The 18815-nt window shown below is 59.9% G+C and carries 19 protein-coding genes and 2 tRNA genes; 13 read left to right on the top strand and 8 right to left on the bottom strand.

Going from position 1 to position 18815, the window contains the following annotated elements; all coding sequences use genetic code 11:
- Positions 1-42 precede the first annotated feature (42 nt).
- From AX768_RS03840 to AX768_RS03825, 4 genes are read left to right on the top strand one after another with little or no spacing between them, the layout of a single operon-like run.
- Positions 43-363 (top strand): YtcA family lipoprotein, encoded by a 321-nt coding sequence (locus AX768_RS03840; protein ID WP_144022153.1) that lies wholly within the window; start codon positions 43-45, stop codon positions 361-363.
- Positions 360-1409, top strand: a complete 1050-nt coding sequence (gene mdtN / locus AX768_RS03835; protein WP_061998855.1) for a multidrug transporter subunit MdtN — start codon at positions 360-362, stop codon at positions 1407-1409. Before AX768_RS03840 ends, mdtN begins: the two co-directional genes overlap by 4 nt.
- On the top strand, positions 1390-3363 hold the full coding sequence (locus AX768_RS03830) for an FUSC family protein (RefSeq protein ID WP_061998854.1): 1974 nt from the start codon (positions 1390-1392) through the stop codon (positions 3361-3363). The genes mdtN and AX768_RS03830 overlap by 20 nt, the downstream gene beginning before the upstream one ends.
- Complete coding sequence (locus tag AX768_RS03825) at positions 3350-4900, top strand: TolC family protein (protein WP_061998853.1); 1551 nt, start codon at positions 3350-3352, stop codon at positions 4898-4900. The genes AX768_RS03830 and AX768_RS03825 overlap by 14 nt, the downstream gene beginning before the upstream one ends.
- A gap of 261 nt (positions 4901-5161) precedes the next feature.
- On the opposite strand, the gene AX768_RS32595 is transcribed toward AX768_RS03825, so the two are convergent.
- A complete protein-coding gene (locus AX768_RS32595; protein ID WP_155524178.1) occupies positions 5162-5305 on the bottom strand; it encodes a hypothetical protein in 144 nt (47 codons plus the stop codon).
- Positions 5306-5433: 128 nt separating this feature from the next.
- Between AX768_RS32595 and AX768_RS33210 the strand changes: the two genes are divergently transcribed.
- Together AX768_RS33210 and AX768_RS03820 are read left to right on the top strand one after the other, a co-directional pair.
- A complete protein-coding gene (locus tag AX768_RS33210) occupies positions 5434-5580 on the top strand; it encodes a hypothetical protein (protein ID WP_162916035.1) in 147 nt (48 codons plus the stop codon).
- A 194-nt stretch (positions 5581-5774) separates the two neighbouring features.
- Positions 5775-6380, top strand: coding sequence for a chorismate mutase (locus tag AX768_RS03820; RefSeq protein WP_061998852.1), 606 nt, complete (start codon positions 5775-5777; stop codon positions 6378-6380).
- On the opposite strand, the gene AX768_RS03815 is transcribed toward AX768_RS03820, so the two are convergent.
- A complete protein-coding gene (locus AX768_RS03815; RefSeq protein WP_061998851.1) occupies positions 6377-7522 on the bottom strand; it encodes an exonuclease domain-containing protein in 1146 nt (381 codons plus the stop codon). The two genes, AX768_RS03820 and AX768_RS03815, sit on opposite strands and share 4 nt — an antisense overlap.
- 292 nt (positions 7523-7814) lie before the next feature.
- On the opposite strand from AX768_RS03815, the gene AX768_RS31845 reads away from it, so the two are divergent.
- Positions 7815-8063, top strand: a complete 249-nt coding sequence (locus tag AX768_RS31845) for a hypothetical protein (RefSeq protein WP_069638375.1) — start codon at positions 7815-7817, stop codon at positions 8061-8063.
- 572 nt (positions 8064-8635) lie between these two features.
- Positions 8636-9790, top strand: coding sequence for a porin (locus AX768_RS03810; protein WP_061998850.1), 1155 nt, complete (start codon positions 8636-8638; stop codon positions 9788-9790).
- Between the two features lie 82 nt (positions 9791-9872).
- Here AX768_RS03810 and greB read toward each other — a convergent pair whose 3' ends face one another.
- Positions 9873-10433 (bottom strand): transcription elongation factor GreB, encoded by a 561-nt coding sequence (gene greB, locus AX768_RS03805; RefSeq protein ID WP_061998849.1) that lies wholly within the window; start codon positions 10431-10433, stop codon positions 9873-9875.
- Between the two features lie 139 nt (positions 10434-10572).
- Here greB and AX768_RS03800 point away from each other — a divergent pair.
- Together AX768_RS03800 and AX768_RS03795 are read left to right on the top strand one after the other, a co-directional pair.
- Positions 10573-10649 (top strand) — tRNA-Arg (locus tag AX768_RS03800).
- An 80-nt stretch (positions 10650-10729) separates the two neighbouring features.
- Positions 10730-10806, top strand: a tRNA-Arg gene (locus AX768_RS03795).
- Positions 10807-10870: 64 nt separating this feature from the next.
- Here the strand turns inward: AX768_RS03795 and AX768_RS03790 are convergent.
- The 5 genes from AX768_RS03790 to AX768_RS03770 form a co-directional block, all read right to left on the bottom strand.
- Positions 10871-11362 carry a phage protein NinX family protein gene (locus tag AX768_RS03790; RefSeq protein WP_061998848.1) on the bottom strand — a complete coding sequence of 164 codons (492 nt, stop codon included), beginning with the start codon at positions 11360-11362 and terminating at the stop codon, positions 10871-10873.
- A 108-nt stretch (positions 11363-11470) separates the two neighbouring features.
- Positions 11471-13909, bottom strand: a complete 2439-nt coding sequence (locus tag AX768_RS03785) for a RelA/SpoT family protein (protein WP_231941317.1) — start codon at positions 13907-13909, stop codon at positions 11471-11473.
- A gap of 81 nt (positions 13910-13990) precedes the next feature.
- Complete coding sequence (gene rpoZ / locus AX768_RS03780) at positions 13991-14194, bottom strand: DNA-directed RNA polymerase subunit omega (RefSeq protein ID WP_031359151.1); 204 nt, start codon at positions 14192-14194, stop codon at positions 13991-13993.
- A 56-nt stretch (positions 14195-14250) separates the two neighbouring features.
- Entirely contained in the window at positions 14251-14916 is a 666-nt protein-coding gene (gmk, locus tag AX768_RS03775; protein WP_061998847.1) for a guanylate kinase, read from the bottom strand.
- Positions 14917-14922: 6 nt separating this feature from the next.
- On the bottom strand, positions 14923-15858 hold the full coding sequence (locus AX768_RS03770) for a YicC/YloC family endoribonuclease (protein WP_061998846.1): 936 nt from the start codon (positions 15856-15858) through the stop codon (positions 14923-14925).
- Positions 15859-16208: 350 nt separating this feature from the next.
- Between AX768_RS03770 and rph the strand changes: the two genes are divergently transcribed.
- Genes rph through hemW form a run of 3 tightly spaced genes read left to right on the top strand, consistent with a single transcriptional unit; the run spans position 16209 to position 18800 of the window.
- Positions 16209-16955: a ribonuclease PH gene (gene rph, locus AX768_RS03765; RefSeq protein ID WP_269465467.1), complete on the top strand. Its 747-nt coding sequence runs from the start codon at positions 16209-16211 to the stop codon at positions 16953-16955.
- Positions 16948-17565: an RdgB/HAM1 family non-canonical purine NTP pyrophosphatase gene (gene rdgB / locus AX768_RS03760; protein WP_231941316.1), complete on the top strand. Its 618-nt coding sequence runs from the start codon at positions 16948-16950 to the stop codon at positions 17563-17565. Before rph ends, rdgB begins: the two co-directional genes overlap by 8 nt.
- On the top strand, positions 17562-18800 hold the full coding sequence (gene hemW / locus AX768_RS03755) for a radical SAM family heme chaperone HemW (RefSeq protein ID WP_061998843.1): 1239 nt from the start codon (positions 17562-17564) through the stop codon (positions 18798-18800). Before rdgB ends, hemW begins: the two co-directional genes overlap by 4 nt.
- Positions 18801-18815 lie beyond the last annotated feature (15 nt).

Raw genomic sequence — 18815 nt, 5'->3', positions numbered from 1 at the left:
TTTCGTTGCTTCCCCCGGGCCTTTATCAACACGCACGCTGCAATGCCGCCAAAACCCATTCAAATAAGCGTCCGCAACGCGATCCTGCAGCGCACGCGGCATCTTTCCGCGACTCCTGTGTTGAGTCTGCTTCTCTCGGGATGCGCGTTACGCGGTGCGCCGTCATATGAAATCTTCGGCGCCTATTTTCCGCTCTGGTTAATGAGCGCGTTGATCGGGTTTATTGGCGCGCTGATCGCACATCGAATATTCGTGTCCACTGGCCTTGCGCAGATCGTCCCGTTTCAGCTTTTCGTGTGCATGGCTATTGGCGTCATGATCGCCGTGCTCTTCTGGCTGTCGGGAACAGGACATCTGCCATGAAAATCGCCGGCAAACGCCAAGGCTTTATGAAAGGTCGAATGATCGCGGGCGTGATCATCGTGCTCGGTCTCGCAGCGGCGTACTACGCGTATGACCGGACAACCCGCTTTCCTTCGACCGATGACGCCACAATCGATGCCGATGTAGTCCACATCGCATCGCCGGTCGGCGGCCGCATCGTCCGGTTGCTCGTGGAGGACAACCAGCACGTTGCAAAAGGCGACGTGCTGTTCGAGATCGATCCGGTTCCGTTCCGGCTGCTGGTCGCGCAGACCCAGGCCGACCTCGATCTCGCCCGGGCGGCGCTGGAAACGCGCCGCAAGAGGCTCATCAGCGAGCGCGCTAATGCGGTGATCGCAGGAGATCAGACCGGAAAAGCCGCACGCAACTATGAACTCGCATCGCGCAGCGTGCAGCGGCTCACGCCGCTCGCGGCGAAGGGCTATGTGTCCACGCAGCAGCTCGATCAGGCGCAAGTTGCCCAACGCGACGCCGCGCTGTCTCTCAAGCAGGCACAAGAACAAAAGCAGGCAACCGCGCAGACGATCGGCGACGATGCAGGCGAAGTCGCCATCGTGGTTGCGCGCGAGGCCGCACTCGGGATTGCGCAGCACAGCCTCGATTCAAGCATCGTGCGCGCGCCGCACAATGGTTTTGTCACGGGCCTCTCGGTGCTGGCCGGCGAAACGGTCGCGCCGCATCAGTCGATCTTCACGCTCGTCCACTCGGACGAATGGTTCGCGGTCGCGAACTTCCGCGAAACGGAACTCGCGCGCATTCAACCCGGCGATTGCGCAACCGTCTATTCGATGATCGACCGAAGCCAGGCGATCCACGGCAAGGTGACGGGCATCGGCGCGGGTGTTGCCGATACCGACCGGATCGATCTGCCGCGCTCATTGCCTATCGTTCAGCAATCAGTGAACTGGGTCCGCGTCGCCCAGCGCTTCCCGGTTCGCGTGCGTCTTGACGAGCCGGCCGCGCAACTGGTCCGGGTTGGCGCAAGTGCGATGGTCGAGGTGCGGCATGGCGCAGCCTGCCGGTGATCTTGCCCGGCCGGGTGCCGCCGACATCCTGAAGCTCCTCGCGCCCTTTCCCGGGCGAGCGGCAATGGCGTGCCGCATTGCGTTGATCTGCGCGCTGACGGCATATGTGACAAGCGCCTACGGCACGGTGGAAGCCGCGATTTCCGCTTATGTCGTGTTTTTCCTGAACCAGCCCGACCGGGTGATGAGCGTCGTGCAAAGCATCGCGATGCTCGTGCTGGTCACGGTGTTTCTCGGCATCGTACTGATCGTGGCCATGTTTGCGCTCGACGATCCCCTCTGGCGGGTCGCATGCATCGCGGGGCTGTCGTTCGGATTGCTGTTCGTGACGTCGGCGAGCAAGCTGCGGCCAGTGGGCGCGATCCTCGCGATGATCATCGGCTTTTTGCTCGATGAACTCGGCAGCGTGCCGTTCGGCGAAGTGGCGACCCGCGCCCTGCTCTACGCCTGGGTGATGACAGCAATTCCGTTCGCAGTATCGGTTTGCGTCAACGTGCTGATCGCGCCGTCGCCACGGCGGCTCGCGGGCCGCACGCTAGCCAGGCGCCTGCGGCTTGCCGCCCGGAGCCTGGTCGACCCGGAGTCGACACAAGCCGCACTCGGCGCCTGCTTGCGTGAAGGCGATGAGCAGATCGGCACATGGCTGAAGCTGTCAGTCGTCGACGGCTCGTCGGCGCGCGCGGATTTCCCGGCGCTCAGGCAAGCGGTTTCATCGACGCTTGCGATTCTGGTCGCCGCCGATCTGGCCGCCCGCGAAGCATCGGCGCGTTTGCCCGCAGCCTTTGCAGCACCGATGGCCGACACACTGGAGAACATGGCGCGCATGCTCGAGGCAGGCGGTTATCCGGTCGATATCGAGCTCACTCTGCCCGGCGTGGCTGAACTGCTGCCGCTCGCACGAGTCGTTGCCGAAGATCTGCAGCGGGCGATCACCCGCTTTGCGGTGGTTGAAGCCGATGCACCGCTCCCACCGCCCGCCGCCAAATCCGGCGGGTTCTTTCTGCCCGATGCATTCACGAACCCCGAGCACGTCCGCTACGCGCTGAAGACCACGGCAGCCGCGATGTTCTGCTATCTGCTCTACACGCAAATCAACTGGCCGGGCATCCATACCTGCTTCATCACCGTCTACATGGTGTCGCTCGGCACGACCGCCGAAACCGTAGAGAAAATGACGCTGCGTATCGCCGGGTGTCTCATTGGCGCGATCCTCGGTACGGCTGCGATCGTGTTCCTGATGCCCGTGACGACGGCCGCTCTCGGGCTGATGGGAATCGTGTTTGCCGGTACATGGCTCTCGGCGTGGATCGCGTTTGGTTCGCCGCGTATCGCGTATGCGGGATTCCAGATCGCGCTGGTGTTTTTCATGTGCGTGATCCAGGGTCCGGCGCCCGCATTCGACCTGACCATCGCGCGGGATCGCACGATCGGGATTCTGATCGGCAACGTGGTCGTCTATCTCATCTTCACGCGCGTGTGGCCGGTAAGCGTTGCGGCGCGCGTGGATGCCGGCCTCACCGCGCTGCAACAGCAATGGAAGCGGATCGCGATGCTGACGCACGCCGGCACGCGCCGCGCGATGGCCGCGAGCGCAATGGCTCAATGCGGCGCGCTGGAACAGGATCTTGCGACGATGCATTTCGAGCCGTCATGGGTTCGTCCAGATGCAACGTGGATCGCCGAGCGCCGCAACGCACTGGCCAGGCTCGACGCCCTTGAAACGCCCATGTTCCTGCTCGCAGAACGGCATCCGGGCGATACCGCCATCGACGATTGGATCAGCCGGCTTTCAGGTGAAACCGTTGGCGCCGGCACACCACCACCATCGCCCGCCGATGCAAACAACGACACGCGCACCGCCTTGCTCGGCCTCGGCAATGCACGCCTCATCCAACTCGAACACGCCGCGCCGAGCGACGCGGCGAAGGGCTTCACGACTCATGCTGCGGCTTAAGCCTTCCTTCGCACTGGCAATCCTGACGGCGGCGGGTCTGGCCGGGTGCGCGACATCGTCCATCGATATGGCGCCCGAGAGCCCCGACCATCCTTGGCAGCCAAAGACGGATTCGACGGGCGCCATCGTGCCCGGGCCGGCGACGGGATCAGCAGGATCGGTGTTGGCAAGCAACTATCAATTGCCCGCGAATCCCGCGCTCGCCGCCGTTCGCCCTCCTCCGACGCTATCGCAGTCACATGCGTACGAGTTGGCCGAACTAATCGATCTGGCGGAATCGGCGAATCCGCTGACGCGTATTGCGTGGAACGATGCGCGCAACGCAGCGCTGGCGGCAGGCATTACCAAGGGCGCGTACCTTCCGCAATTATCGATAGCAGCAATGGGACAGTACGCGGCCACCCAGGGCCCGAACTCGTCGGCGTTCGACGGTTCGTCAACCAATGGCTCGGGACACGGCGCGACATCGGTGCTGTCGCTGCAATGGCTGCTCTTCGATTTCGGCGGACGCGCCGCACGCGTCGAGGCGGCGTCGCAGGGTTCGGTGATGGCGAACATCGGCTTTACCGCGGTTCACCAGCAAGTGATTTTCGATGTCAGCGTCGCGTTCTATACCTATCAGGCGGCGCGCGCCCGTATTGCCACCACGCGGCAAGGCCTGGACAACGCCGAAGCCATTTTCGCCGCCGCGCAATCGCGCTACAAACATGGCATCGGCACGGTCATCGAAGTCGCGCAGGCCAACCAGAACCGCGCGCAGGCGAAGCTCGCGCTGGTCCAGGCGCAGGGCGTCGAGAGCAATGCCTATCTGATGCTGATTTCGGCCATGGGAATATCGCCGTTATCGCAACCCATGATCGCCGTGATGCCGGCGCGCACGCTTCCGTCACCGCTGAACGATTCAATCGAGCGGATCGTGTCGGACGCGATTGCCCGGCGCCCCGACGTGCTAAGCGCCTATGCCGCCGAACGAATCAATTTCGCAAAAGTAAAGTCCGCCGAGTCGGAATTCATGCCGAAGGTTTTTCTCTCGGCGAACGGTGCGTACAACACCGGCAGTTCTTCCATATCGGCTGTTCCGAGCATCGGCCAGCAATTGCCGACGGTGAACCTGAGCGGCGGCCGCTACGGCGGCAGCGTGATCGTCGGCGTGACCATTCCGTTATACGACGGCGGCTTGCGGCAGGCCGTGCTCGCACAGGCACGCAACGATGCCGACAGTGCGTCCACCCGCCTCGCCCGAAGCCGCGAAGAAGCGGTCCGGCAGATTGTCACCGCCCAGAACACACTGCAGACGAGCCTGGCCGCGAACGCCGCCGCGAGCGAATTGCTGAGCGCCGCGCAGACCACGTACGACGCCGCGTTCGACGCATACCGCCAAGGCGTGGGTTCGATCACTGACGCGTTGCTCGCACAGAACCAACTGCTGGTCGCGAAAAACGCAAGCGCGGACAGTTACAGCGGCGCGCTCTCGGCGGCGGCCGCATTGGCGCTTGCAACCGGCTCGATTGATTCGGTTGCAGCGCGGTCCAACTAGCCCTTCAGCGCTAAATATTCTTTCGCTGCAATGCTTCACGCCGCACACTTAAAGTAATGCGTTAAGCCCGGAATTTAAACTCATCGTAAAACGAACATATTCACGTCGCTTTATCGATGTTTCGGATTTATCTGATTTGCGAACATTCGTTTCTATGGGAATGTGCGCTGCCAAACGCATCGAGAGCAAAAAGCTTTTTAAAAGTTAATAATTTGGTCAACCGAGCCGAAATGCTGCCGTTATCAATAATAGGAGGACGCGTTATTCAGCGGTTTGCGCCACGCCGAATAGCGCATCTGGCGCATCACGCAGAGTTTGAAGCATCTGGCGAAATATTTGCCGCAAAGCAGCATGGGTATCGGCAATAAAGGCAGAAGCCAATACCGACGGATTAACTTGTGACACGCTTAAGTCACCTCAGGGTTGTTCCGTTAAAGCAACAAAGAAACCGGAAAAGTTCCAACCGCGCATTCGACGCTAGCGCGAAGCCAGAGTCGAGATTGATAATCGACCTCATACAAGGAGAGAAAGTGATGGACGCCAAACCGACCAAAATTCCGACGCCCGACAAGGTGCGCTGTCCGGATCAAGATCCGGTCGCAGTCGAATTCCTCGCGGAATTGCCGGAGCATGTCCGGGCCTTCTTCGACGAACAACGCAACCTGTGCGACTCGAAGTAATTGCTGAAAATTTTCGCATGCGCCATGCGTGTGCCGGCTTTGTGTGGACCGCGCGCGGACTGCGGCCGCTACACGCCTGAGTTTCGCGACATCTCTCCTCTGTGATGCCGTGCGCGGCCGCGCGCATCACAATGTGACAACCATTTCAAACATCGTGGGTTAAGCTGCGGCTCTTCGCACGCTAACGGCCGCTCATGCTCTCCACTTCCTTCTTGCGTACTCTGCGGACCATCGCTTTTGCCGCCACGTCCATGACGATCGCCGCGACGTTTGCATCGAATGCTCTAGCCGACGGCGACGATACTCCGCTCACCAATCTCATCGCGTTATCGTCGCAACGGCTGGCCTTGGCTGAACCAGTCGCACGCTGGAAGTGGGCGAATCACGAATCGATCACCGATCAACCCCGCGAGGCCGCGCTGCTTGCACGCATTGACAGCCAGGCGAAGGCCGCCGGAATCGATCCGGCGTTCGCGCGAGATTTCTTTCGTGATCAGATCGAGGCGAGCAAGGATGTGCAGAACGCCCTCTTCGACAACTGGCGCAAGTCCCGTCCGCCGGGAGGCACGCCACCGGATCTCGCCCGAGATACCCGGCCGCAACTCGATCGCGTGACAAATTCGCTGCTTGGCGCGCTGGCTCGCGTGGAGCCCTTGCGTCACGCCGATGACTGCCCGGTGCGCCTCTCCGACAGCATCGCTCGATGGAAACATATGACGCGCTACGACTCGACCCAGAATGCGCCGCTGACACGCGCGTTATCGCACGTCTGCGCGGGAGGCGTCGGGGCTGTGGGTTAAGCGGATTCGGTGCCAACCAGCATTGCAACCCCGAGCGGCACGATCTTCAATCCACGCGACAACCGCTCGCTGAGAATTCGATAGGTCGACAACTCGAAGACCGCCAATGCTGCGGACGAACGCAGGCGCGCAGCTTCGTCGAGAGAAGTTGCCGTGCCGAAAAACTGCCACCCGTCGACCACATGCCAGGCGCGCGCGCCGGTCGTGGCGTCCGCCTCTTCGATCGCAATTGCGCCGGGATGCGTCCATGGCGCGCCGCGCGGATCGTCGCGACGTGCTTTCGATACACGGTTATGCGCCGGACCAAGCCGCGCAATCGAACGCCCTTCCTCGAGCATCGCGCCAATCTCACCGCCCGTCCCCGTCCACTCGACGCGCCTCACGAGTTCCGCAAGCCGCTGTTCCTTCGCGGACCGCTTCATACCCGTCAAATGCGCGCGCACGCGCTGACGCAAACGCACGCTTCGCCCCACATAAAGCGGCACGTCGTTTTCGCTGTAGAACACATAGACGCCACAACCCGCCGGAATGCGCTCGATGGTGTCTTCATCGATATCCCCGGCCAGCCGGAAGCGCCGCGTGACCTGATCTATATGACCGCGGAGAATATCGGCGGAATGCGCGTTGTGAAGGTGCTGCCAGAACTGCCAGAGAAGATCGGCATCGGCGAGTGCCCGGTGACGGGCAAACGGAACCAGCGCGTGCCGCTCGATCAACGCATCCAGACCGTGCCGGCGCTCGGTAGGATAGATCGCGCGCGACAACTGCACCGTGCACAGAACGTCCGGCTGAAACCTGATGCCGTGTCGTTTGAATTCGCTGCGCAGAAAGCCGTGATCGAAGCGCGCGTTGTGAGCCACGAACAATCTGCCGTCGAGACGCGCCAGAAGATCATGCGCGATTACATCGAAAGTCGGCGCATCACGCACCATTGAATCGCTGATTCCGGTGAGTTGCTGAATGAAGAATGGAATGGGCTGCTGCGGATTGACGAGCGAACTCCATTGCGTCACACCCGCCGGGCCGACTTCGACCACACCAATTTCAGTGATTCGATGAACACCCAGGCTTCCGCCCGTTGTCTCCAGATCGACAAAAACCAGCGGCTCGGCACAATAGAGATTGGAAACGGTTGGGAGCAAGGCTGCTGACCACTAATAGAGAGAGTCAGCCCATTTTAGCCCACGGGCCGTCCGCCCTTCGAATTCATGCAATTCGCCTATTGAGTTCGGAGATTGAAAGGACGAGTCATCGCAACATTTGCGAAATCGGGCTCCGAAAATCGCCATCGGCATAATTTACTTGCGATGTAACCAGTTTTATCGAATCGTAAGCGTTTACGAGTCTTGTTACCGAAGCAGACGCTCGGCATCATGGATGTGTACCGCAAACACTTTTTAAGGAGGTCATGTCGTGACGACCGAACTCAAAAGCATGTTTTCGTGGATCAGGACTCTGGTAGGCCCTCAACCCGCAGTGGAAACATCAGAAGCACAAACGTTGTCTTTACTCGATTTCGATCCAGCGTGGCATGGGGATCACTGGCAAAACTTGTTGTCATCACCAATGGATGCTCGGCGGTACGTAATGGAAGACTGGACTTTTGCGGCTCCTCTGTCGCTTGAAACCCAGGTTGAAGACGCACCGGGGCAGGCTAAAGAAGAAATGGAGCCTGCGTTCTGAGGTTTTCGTGGAAGACTGAGATTGCACCAAGCGGATTCCTCGTGAATCCGCTTTTCGCGGTTTAGACGAAAAAAAAGCGCGACGGTGAAGTCGCGCTGACAAGGTTTGGAGATCTTTTCCGTCAACGAAAAAGTCTGCTTCGGAAAGCAGCGAATTAAGTATAGCCATGCATTACCGGGGAATCATCCACACTTCTGGCAATCATCTATTGCGGTTCCGTCAACAATCGCCTTTTCGGATTATTGGCGTTGTATTTTAACGATAGAAGTTGTAGCAATTGCGCAACGACACGTTGTTGACACGTGCGCATCACCCTTCCCAATCCCCCGCAACTCCTTGCCAGTCAAGCCTTCGCTGGAATTTTACGATCATTGCCGATAGCAGAATACTTTATTGCGGAAATCGGAATGCCATCGCTGTAACACCGTCTTTACACTTCGTCTGGTCCGGAAACGACTGTGTCAATTCATTGCCACACGAATTCATCTGACAGCGCCTCTCGCAGCGCGTCGGAGTGAAGGTTTCCTTCAAGCCTGGGTTGTCAGACCCAAACTGCTCTCGGAGTTACAAAGATGAAAAAGACTCTCATGGTCGCCGCCCTGACGGGCGTATTTGCTACCGCTGCTCACGCACAAAGCAGCGTGACGCTGTACGGTTTGATCGACGCTGGCCTGACGTACACGAACAACCAAGGCGGCCAACACAACTTCAAGATGACGAGCGGCTCGGTGAACGGCAGCCGTTGGGGCCTGCGCGGCGCTGAAGACCTCGGTGGTGGCCTGAAGGCAATCTTCACGTTGGAAAACGGCTTCAGCATTGCTAACGGCACGCTGGGTCAAGGTGGTCGCGAATTCGGCCGTCAAGCATTCGTTGGTCTGTCGAGCACGCAATACGGTGCTGTGACCCTCGGTCGTCAATATGACTCAGTGGTTGACTACCTGGGCCCGTTGGCTCTGACCGGCACGCAGTACGGTGGTACGCAGTTCGCCCACCCGTTCGACAACGACAACCTCGACAACTCGTTCCGTATCAACAACTCGGTCAAGTACCAGAGCGCGAACTACGCTGGCTTCAAGTTCGGCGCGCAGTACGGCTTCTCGAACCAGGCTGACGGTTTCGCAAACAACCGTGCATACAGCGTTGGCGCGTCGTATAACTACGGTCCGTTGAACATCGCTGCTGCTTACTTGCAACTCAACAACGACACGACCGGCGCGAACATCAACGCCGCACTGTCGAACACGGGTGGTGCAGTTGCAGGCGACAACACGTTCGTGGCTGGCACGCAGCGCACGTACGGTGCTGGCTTGAACTACGCGTTCGGCCCGGCAACGGTTGGCTTCGTGTTCACGCAAACGAAGCTTGAAGATGCAGTTGGCATCGCAGCCGGCGCAATCAGCGCAACGAACGGCGTCGCGACCGGCAACTACATCCGCTTCAACAACTACGAGTTGAACGGCCGTTACGCGCTGACCCCGGCACTCAGCCTGGCTGGCGAGTACACGTACACGGACGCACGTATCGACGGTCAGAAGCCTTCGTTCCATCAGTTCGCCCTGCAAACGGCTTACTCGCTGTCGAAGCGCACTGACGTGTACCTGCAAGGTGAGTACGTTCACGCAATCGACCTCGACGGCACGGGCCTCGGCGCTCCGATCACGGGCGTAGGCATGTCGTCGACCCCGAATCAAGTGTCGGCAACGGTTGGCATTCGTCACCGCTTCTAAGCTTTGATTCAGGTAGTACCGATGTGAAAAAAGCGCCGCTTGCGGCGCTTTTTTTCGTCCCGAGGTTTTGCGTGATCCCGGCTCAGGTCTTCGGCGGATAGTGCACGTCGAGGATATCGATCTGTTGAACGCCCGCCGGCGTATGCAGCGTCACCGTGTCGCCAACCTTCGCCTTGAGCAACGCGCGCGCAATGGGCGATATCCAGCTCACATGCCCTACATCCAGATTCACCTCGTCCACGCCCACGATCGTCACCGTCTGCTCTTCCCCATCGTCGCCGGCATACGTCACCGTCGCACCGAAAAACACCTGATCGACGTTCTCCTGCCGGCTGCTGTCCACCACTTCTGCCAAATCCAGGCGCTTGGTCAAAAAACGGATACGCCGGTCGATCTCGCGCAATCGACGCTTGCCATAGATGTAGTCGCCGTTCTCCGAACGGTCACCATTCGATGCCGCCCATGAGAGCAGCTTCACGACATCCGGACGTTCAACATCGAGCAAATGCAGCAATTCATCACGCAGGCGCAGGTGCCCTGCCGGCGTGATGTAGTTCTTGGTGCCGGGCGGAACGCCTGGCGGCTGTTCGATATCGAGGTCGTCGTCACTCTCATCCGATTCTTTGACAAATGCTTTATTCATGGTGCAAACCGCTCAAAATAACGTATAGAAAGGCGAGATCGCTCCTGTGCAAGGTAACACGAAGAAGATCGGCATCACACAAATTGCGCCATAACCCTTCCTTTTTTGGGAGAGCTTGGCTATACTCTTGGTCTCGCGTGCGGCTGTAGCTCAGATGGATAGAGTACTTGGCTACGAACCAAGGGGTCGTGGGTTCGAATCCTGCCAGCCGCACCACTTCTTCAAAACGCTTTGCTCATCGAGCGTTTCATGTATTAGTTTGTCATAGTCGATTTTTGTATTACCCTGTTGCACATGCGGCTGTAGCTCAGATGGATAGAGTACTTGGCTACGAACCAAGGGGTCGTGGGTTCGAATCCTGCCAGCCGCACCAATTTGAGAAGGGCCTTCCTCGCGGAAGGCCCTTTTTGTTTGTGGGCCGGTTTGATGCCCGGCGCTTACTGGCGCGCGGCCGAACCAATGTCGCCGATACGTCCATCCGGCGCCGGTGCATCATCAACCGACGCAACCGAACTCTGCTCGCCCAACGGCTCCGCACGCTCGCCCAAAAGCATTTGCGAACGATGCGGATATTCGTCGTCCACGGTCTCGCCAAATGCGTGCAGCAAAAACGCGCGAAGCAACGCAACTCTCAACGACGCGCCACGCCCCTCCACTTCCCCGCCATCCTTGCCGAACACCGCGGTGCAAACGACTTCGCCGCGCCCGTGATCGCTCATTTCCAGCCGGCACGCGCGCTCCAACACTACCGACGCAGCTTCCCAGGACGATGACGGCAAGAACCGCCCATCCCACGCGCGTCCACGGTCATTGCCACGAATGGCGAGGGTCTGGCCACCATCGGTGAAATGGATTTCGCGGATGAAGTCGTGCAGCCCTCGCGCGACCCAATAGTCGAGCTCGGCGCCTTCCAGTTCTGATGTTTTCATAAGTGCCCTCGTTGTACGCAGAATGGGTACAGGGCACGCAGGTCGTGTTCCAGCGTCGGTGCTTGAACTTGCCGCGCCAACTGCCGCAATGAGGCGAACGTGAGGACGCTAGTAGTCGCCGCGTTCGCGATCGATCCGCATGCCGCCTTCGTTGTTGCGATGATGCGGCTCGTCACTTGGCCGCTCACGCGCAATGCGCATCACATCCGGATTCGTCCGGACACGCCGCATCACGTTCGCCAGATGCACGCGGTCACTGACCTGGATCACGAAGCGCAATACGGTGGATTCCTGCGTCACGTCCTCGTCCATTGCAATGTGGACGATGTTCGCGTCGGCGGACGTGATGTCAGCCGCCACGCGGGCGAATACGCCCTTCGATGTGCTCACGAGCACCTTGATGGCGACATCGAAGAGACGGCCCGGCTGGGGCGCCCAGGCAACGTCGATCCATCGGCCGGGATCGCGCCTGTGGATGCGCTGCGCAACCCGGCATTCCGTGGTGTGGATCGCCATGCCCAGCCCGATGCCGATATAACCCATGATGTCGTCGCCGGGAATCGGGCGGCAGCACGCCGACAGTTGCACCGACATGCCTTCCGTGCCGGTGATCACGACCGGCGGCGCAGTGTTCGTGGTGAAGCTCTCGCGCGGAGAATCGTCGTCGTCCCGCCCGGTCATCAACACTTCGATGCGCTTTGCCATCACTGCTGCGACACGGCGGCCGAGGCCGATGTCCGCGAAAATTTCCTGACGGCTCTTGTTGCCCGTCCACTGAGCCAGCTTCTCCCAGACTTCCGCGGTTACTTCGGAAAGCGCCAGGCCATAGCCCTTGAGAGATTGATCGACGAGCCGTTCGCCCAGCTGCACCGATTCATTCAGGCGCATCGTCTTCAGATAATGACGAATCGCCGAGCGCGCCTTGCCGGTACGTACAAAGCCGAGCCAGGCGGGATTCGGCTTCGAGTACGGCGCGGTAATGACTTCGACAATGTCGCCGCTCTTCAACTCCGTACGCAACGGCAGCAACTCGTTGTTGATCTTGACCGCGACACACTGATTGCCGAGGTCGCTGTGGATGGAGTACGCAAAGTCGAGCGCCGTGGCGCCGCGCGGCAACGGCATGATCTTCGACTTGGGCGTGAACACATACACCGCATCCGGGAACAGGTCGATCTTGACGTGTTCGAGGAATTCGCTGGAATCGCCGGCTTCGCTCTGTATGTCCAACAACGACTTGAGCCATTGATGCGCGCGCTTTTGCACGTCGTTGAGATCGGCGCCGCCGTTCTTGTACAGCCAATGCGCTGCCACCCCGGCTTCTGCGATCTCGTGCATCTTGCGCGTGCGGATCTGGAACTCGATAGGCGCGCCAAACGGACCCACGAGCGTGGTGTGCAACGACTGATAGCCATTCACCTTCGGAATCGCGATGTAATCCTTGAACTTGCCCGGCACCGGCTTGTAGAGCGCATGCAGTGCGCCAATGCACGTGTAGCACTCCAGCGCCGTGTCCAGCACGACGCGAAAGCCGTACACGTCGAGCACTTGCGAAAACGACAACTGCTTGTCGCGCATCTTCTTGTAGATGCTGAAGATGGTTTTTTCGCGGCCGGTAACGTCCGCCTTGATCTTCGCGTCAGCAATGGTCCGCTGCACCGCTTCCATGATCTTGCCGACCACTTCCCGCCGGTTGCCGCGTGCGGCCTTGACGGCGCGCTCGAGCGTGGCGTAACGGTGCGGATTGAAGTTCGCGAAACTCAGATCCTGCAGTTCGCGATACGTATTGTTCAGCCCGAGCCGATGCGCAATAGGCGCATAGATGTCGATGGTCTCGCGCGCCACACGACGCCGTTTTTCCGGCGGCACGGCGCCGAGCGTGCGCATGTTGTGCAGCCGGTCCGCGAGCTTCACGAGGATCACGCGTACGTCGCGCGCCATGGCGAGCAGCATCTTGCGGAAGTTTTCCGCCTGCGCTTCCTCGCGATTGCGGAACTCCATTTTGTCGAGCTTCGACAAACCGTCGACGAGTTCTGCAACCTTCGGCCCGAACCGTTCCGCGATTTCGGTTTTCGTCACGCCCTGATCTTCGATCACGTCATGGAGCAATGCCGCCATGATGGATTGATCGTCGAGTTTCCAGCTCGCGCAAATTTCCGCGACTGCAACAGGATGCGTGATGTACGGCTCGCCACTCTGACGATACTGCCCGAGATGGGCTTCGTCGCTGAAATGGAAAGCCTGTTTGACCTGCTTGATTTCTTCCGGCGAAAGATACGCGGCCAGTTCGGTCGTCAGTTTCGCGATGGAAACGACGTCGCTGCGGCGCGGTTTTTCCGGGGTGGCGGTCGGCCCGAACAGATGGCGAAACGATTGTTCGAGGACTGCGTCAATATACTTGCGCGCCGCCGACGGAGAATCTCCGTCCTGGTCGTGATCGTGCGCGTGGTTTTCAGTGTTCAGCTCAACCTGGGCGTCACGACGCGAATCGACACTGAGCGCGTCGTGGTGCGTATCCACAGAGACGGACGATGGAACAGGATTCATGGTCGCCTCCGTGGTTAGCTGACGCTTTAGCAAAGATGCGCGTTGATTCGAAATCGCTCGTGCCGATAACCCGGTTGAAACTTAAACCGGAACCTTCTTGAGCATTTCCACACCGACCTGGCCCGCCGCGATTTCACGCAGCGCTACAACGGTCGGCTTGTCGCGGCTTTCGATCTTCGGCGTGTGGCCCTGAGCGAGCTGGCGCGCGCGGTACGTTGCTGCGAGCGCGAGCTCGAAGCGATTGGGGATCATTTTCAGACAGTCTTCGACAGTGATGCGGGCCATGGTTGATTCCTTCTCGATATGTTCTTCATTCTACCTTATGTGACCGGAAAGCCCGCTCACTCGGCGTGCGGCGAGTGTATGCCCAACTCGACGAATAACTGCGTATGACGTGCATATTGCGAACCAAAGCGCAGACGTGTCGCGGCAACGAGACAGCGCAATTCGGTCAGCGCCTTGTCGAAGTTCTCGTTGATCAGCACATATTGCGCTTCGGGCGCGTGCGCCATCTCGCTGCCGGCAGCAAGCAAACGGCGCACGATCACGTTCGGCGAATCTTGTCCGCGCTTCTTCAAGCGCTCTTCCAACGCATCGAGCGAGGGCGGCAGGATAAAAATTTCCACCGCGTTGCGAAAGCGTTTCTTGACCTGTTGCGCGCCTTGCCAGTCGATTTCGAGCAGCACGTCATGGCCGCTTTTCATCTGCGCTTCAATCCATACGCGCGACGTTGCATAGTAGTTGCCGTGTACTTCCGCGCTTTCGAGGAATTCACCGGCGTCGTGCCGCGCCATGAAATCATCGACGGAAGCGAAATGGTATTGCACGCCGTTTTCCTCGCCGGGACGCGGGTCGCGCGTGGTGTACGAGACGGACAGGCGGATTGCCGGATCCTGCGCGAGCAGCGCGTTCACCAGCGTGGATTTGCCCGCGCCCGACGGCGCCACGACCATGAACAGGTTGCCCGGATAAACGCCGGCGTAGGTGTTGCGTTGAGCGTCGTTCATGTGCCGTTACTCCAGATTCTGCACTTGCTCGCGCATCTGTTCGATGAGCAGCTTGAGCGTCATCGATGCATCTGCGAGTTCTTTTGCTGCCGCCTTCGAGCCGAGCGTGTTCGCTTCGCGATTGAGTTCCTGCATCATGAAGTCGAGCCGCTTGCCCACCTTGCCGCCCTTTTGCAGCACGTGACGCGTTTCCTTCAAATGCGCGGTGAGGCGCTGCAATTCTTCGTTGATATCGATACGGATGCCGTACATGGTCACTTCCTGGCGAATCCGCTCGGCGATCTCTTCGCGCGGAATGCTGGTTTGCGTCGTTCCTTCCGGTGCGGCAATGCCGAGCGCAATCTGCAGACGTTCCACGATCTTCTGCTGATGCTTCGTGATCAGTTCCGGCACGAGCGGCGTGATGCGCGCGACGATCGCTTCCATTTCCGTCACATTCGCGATCAACACGGCGCTGAGCGCGGCGCCTTCGCGGGCGCGGACATCGATAAGTTCGGCAATCGCCTGCTTGCCGCACGCCAGCACCGCGTTGCGCAAGGTTTCTGCCGAAACACCGCTTTCCGACAAAATACCGGGCCAGCGCAGGATTTCACCGGTGCGCATGCGTTCGGAATCGGGGAAAACGTCGAGAACCGAGCGCTCCAGCGCGGCCAGTTGGGACAGCGCATCGCGGTTGAGCGCGCCGGAAATGGTCGTTTGCTCGGCGCGATTCAGGTTGATGCGGATATCGACCTTGCCGCGCGAGAGCTTGTTCATCAGCATTTCGCGCAACTGCGGCTCGCATACGCGAACGTCTTCCGGCATGCGGAAGTTCATGTCGAGAAAGCGCGAATTCACCGTGCGCAATTCCACCGATACTCCCACGCCCGAGCCATTTGCGCCCGCGCCGTCCGACGCTACCTCGCGCGTGGCGCTCGCATAGCCTGTCATGCTGTAGATCATTATCGCGTCCGTTGTTGAAGACCGTGTGCACCGGCGTCTTCACTGCATGCGCCGCACGGCTGGTTCACTTCAGTACGCCCGGCGTGAAGCTGCGCGAATGGCATGCATGGTTGGCCGGGCGGGGAAGCTGGCATTATCCCATTTTTGCCGTTACTGCCCTTGAAAGCCCGGGGAAACGCGTGCGTCGGCTTCATACGCAGCCGGACGCTCACCCGGATTGCGGATAAAATTTGTTTTCCGGCCCGGCGTTCCTTCGCTGTGTTCGTCGCTCGCTGCCGCTTTCTGGCGACTTTCAGCACCGCCCTCCCTTACTGCTTTTTCACTTGATCGCTTCCATGACAGATTCTCCGCTGACCTCGCCCGCCCCGACTTCACGCCCCAGCGGCCGCCGCGCGAACCAGTTGCGCGACGTGCGCATCACGCGTCATTACACGAAGCACGCGGAAGGTTCGGTCCTCGTCGAATTCGGCGATACCAAGGTGATCTGCACCGCAAGCATCTCCGAGCGCGTGCCCGAATTCCTGCGCGGCCGCGATCAGGGCTGGCTCACCGCCGAATACGGCATGCTGCCGCGCGCGACGAACACACGTAACGATCGCGAAGCTGCGCGCGGCAAACAGACCGGACGCACGCAGGAAATCCAGCGGCTGATCGGGCGCGCGCTGCGTTCCGTGTTCGATCTGAACAAACTCGGCGCGCGGACGCTGCATATCGATTGCGATGTGATCCAGGCCGATGGCGGCACGCGCACGGCAAGCATCACGGGCGCGTTCGTCGCGGCCCACGATGCCGTCACCAAGCTGATTGCAGCCGGGAAGATCGCAGAATCGCCCATCAACGAATTCGTCGCCGCGATCTCGGTTGGCGTGTACAACGGCCAGCCGGTTCTCGACCTGGACTACGACGAAGATTCCCAGTGCGATACCGACATGAACGTCGTGATGACGGGCGCCGGCGGTTTTGTCGAGGTTCAGGGTACGGCCGAAGGCGTGCCGTTCACGCGCTCGGAAATGAATTCATTGCTGGATCTGGCGCAAAGCGGCATTGAAACGTTGATTGCGAAGCAGAAAGTCGCCCTGGAGCTGCTCAGTGTCTGATCCTGTATTCAAACGGGTCGTGCTGGCGTCGAACAACGCCGGCAAGTTGCGCGAGTTTGCGGCTTTGCTCGCGAGCGCCGGCATCGATCTGGTGACGCAAGGCGAACTCGGTGTATCCGAGGCCGAGGAACCGCACGTGACGTTCGTCGAGAACGCGCTGGCGAAGGCGCGGCATGCATCGAAGGCGACGGGACTTCCCGCTCTCGCCGATGACTCCGGTCTCTGCGTTCACGCGTTGCGCGGCGCGCCCGGTGTCTATTCCGCGCGATACGCGCAATTGCTCAACGGCGGCGAAAAAAGCGACGCCGCGAACAACGCGCGGCTTGTCGCGGACCTGGCGAATGAAACCGATCGTCGCGCGTATTTTTTCTCCGTGCTCGTGCTGGTTCGTCATGCCGACGATCCAGAACCGCTGATTGCGGAGGGCCGCTGGCATGGCGAAGTGGTGGATGCTCCGCGCGGCGCAAACGGCTTTGGCTACGATGCCCATTTCTTCGTGCCATCGCTTGGAAAAACGGCCGGTGAACTCGATCCCGCAGTCAAGAACGCCAGCAGCCACCGGGCAATCGCGCTTCGGCATCTGCTCGGCCGGTTGAAGGACGTCTCGTGAGCGCCGGTCCCCAAACGATCAACGTCGTCAAGGCGTTCACGTCGCCGGGCAGTATCCGGCTGACGTCGCTGCCGCCGTTGTCGCTGTACGTGCATTTCCCTTGGTGCGTCAAAAAGTGTCCGTACTGCGACTTCAATTCGCATGAGTGGAAGGGACAGACGTTTCCGGAAGACCGTTATCTCGATGCATTGCGCGCCGATCTGGAACAAGCATTGCCGAAGGTCTGGGGCCGGCAGGTCCATTCAATTTTCATCGGCGGGGGCACGCCCAGCTTGTTGTCGGCAAAGGGGCTGGACCGTCTGCTTTCCGACGCCCGCGCGTTGCTGCCCCTCGACGCCGATGCCGAGATCACGCTCGAAGCGAATCCCGGTACTTTCGAAGCGGCGAAGTTTGCGCAGTTCAGGGCGAGCGGCGTGAACCGGTTATCGATAGGAATCCAGAGCTTCAACGAAGCGCATTTGAAGGCGCTCGGACGGATTCACGATGCGACGCAAGCGCGCCAGGCCGTGGAAATCGCCGCGAAGAACTTCGATAACTTCAACCTCGACCTGATGTTCGCGCTGCCGAAGCAAACGCAGGACGAATGCCGTGCCGACATAGAAACCGCAATCAGTTTCGCGCCGCCGCATTTGTCGCTGTATCACCTGACGCTCGAGCCGAACACCCTGTTCGCGAAATACCCGCCGCCCGTTCCCGACGACGACGAATCCGCCGACATGCAGGACTGGATTCACGAGCGCACGGCATCGGCGGGGTACGAGCGCTACGAGGTATCGGCGTATGCGAAGCCGAACAAAAAGAGCCGGCACAACCTGAATTACTGGCGCTTCGGCGACTATCTGGGAATTGGCGCGGGCGCGCATACCAAGCTGTCGTTCCCGCAAAAGATCGTGCGGCAGGTCCGATACAAACATCCAGGCACATACATGGACGAAGCGCTCGCAGGCGCGGCCGTGCAGGAAGAAAACGAAGTCGGTCCGCGCGATCTGCCGTTCGAATTCATGCTCAACACGCTGCGGCTCGTCGAAGGATTTCCGGTGCATTCGTTTAACGAACGCACCGGCCTTGCCATGTCCGCGATCGAACCCGCGTTGATCGAAGCCGAGAAGCGCGGCCTGATCACGCGCGATATCGACACCATTGCGCCAACGCAGCGCGGCCAGGATTTTCTCAACGACCTGCAGGCGCTGTTCCTCAAGAACCCTGACTCGAAGACGACCAAGGACAACCGTTAATTGAGCGCCTCCTCT

Origin of the sequence: Burkholderia sp. PAMC 28687, from assembly GCF_001577465.1 — a bacterium.
In the GTDB taxonomy this organism is placed as follows: domain Bacteria; phylum Pseudomonadota; class Gammaproteobacteria; order Burkholderiales; family Burkholderiaceae; genus Caballeronia.
The sequence above is the reverse complement of the archived record's forward strand: the minus strand, read 5'-3'. Positions and strand labels throughout refer to the sequence as shown.

Coding starts and splice junctions, on each gene's coding strand:
- AX768_RS03840 (WP_144022153.1), top strand. CDS start 43: ATGCCGCCAAAACCCATTCAAATAAGCGTCCGCAACGCGATCCTGCAG.
- mdtN (WP_061998855.1), top strand. CDS start 360: ATGAAAATCGCCGGCAAACGCCAAGGCTTTATGAAAGGTCGAATGATC.
- AX768_RS03830 (WP_061998854.1), top strand. CDS start 1,390: ATGGCGCAGCCTGCCGGTGATCTTGCCCGGCCGGGTGCCGCCGACATC.
- AX768_RS03825 (WP_061998853.1), top strand. CDS start 3,350: ATGCTGCGGCTTAAGCCTTCCTTCGCACTGGCAATCCTGACGGCGGCG.
- AX768_RS33210 (WP_162916035.1), top strand. CDS start 5,434: ATGGACGCCAAACCGACCAAAATTCCGACGCCCGACAAGGTGCGCTGT.
- AX768_RS03820 (WP_061998852.1), top strand. CDS start 5,775: ATGCTCTCCACTTCCTTCTTGCGTACTCTGCGGACCATCGCTTTTGCC.
- AX768_RS31845 (WP_069638375.1), top strand. CDS start 7,815: ATGTTTTCGTGGATCAGGACTCTGGTAGGCCCTCAACCCGCAGTGGAA.
- AX768_RS03810 (WP_061998850.1), top strand. CDS start 8,636: ATGAAAAAGACTCTCATGGTCGCCGCCCTGACGGGCGTATTTGCTACC.
- greB (WP_061998849.1), bottom strand. CDS start 10,433: ATGAATAAAGCATTTGTCAAAGAATCGGATGAGAGTGACGACGACCTC.
- AX768_RS03790 (WP_061998848.1), bottom strand. CDS start 11,362: ATGAAAACATCAGAACTGGAAGGCGCCGAGCTCGACTATTGGGTCGCG.
- AX768_RS03785 (WP_231941317.1), bottom strand. CDS start 13,909: ATGAATCCTGTTCCATCGTCCGTCTCTGTGGATACGCACCACGACGCG.
- rpoZ (WP_031359151.1), bottom strand. CDS start 14,194: ATGGCCCGCATCACTGTCGAAGACTGTCTGAAAATGATCCCCAATCGC.
- gmk (WP_061998847.1), bottom strand. CDS start 14,916: ATGAACGACGCTCAACGCAACACCTACGCCGGCGTTTATCCGGGCAAC.
- AX768_RS03770 (WP_061998846.1), bottom strand. CDS start 15,858: ATGATCTACAGCATGACAGGCTATGCGAGCGCCACGCGCGAGGTAGCG.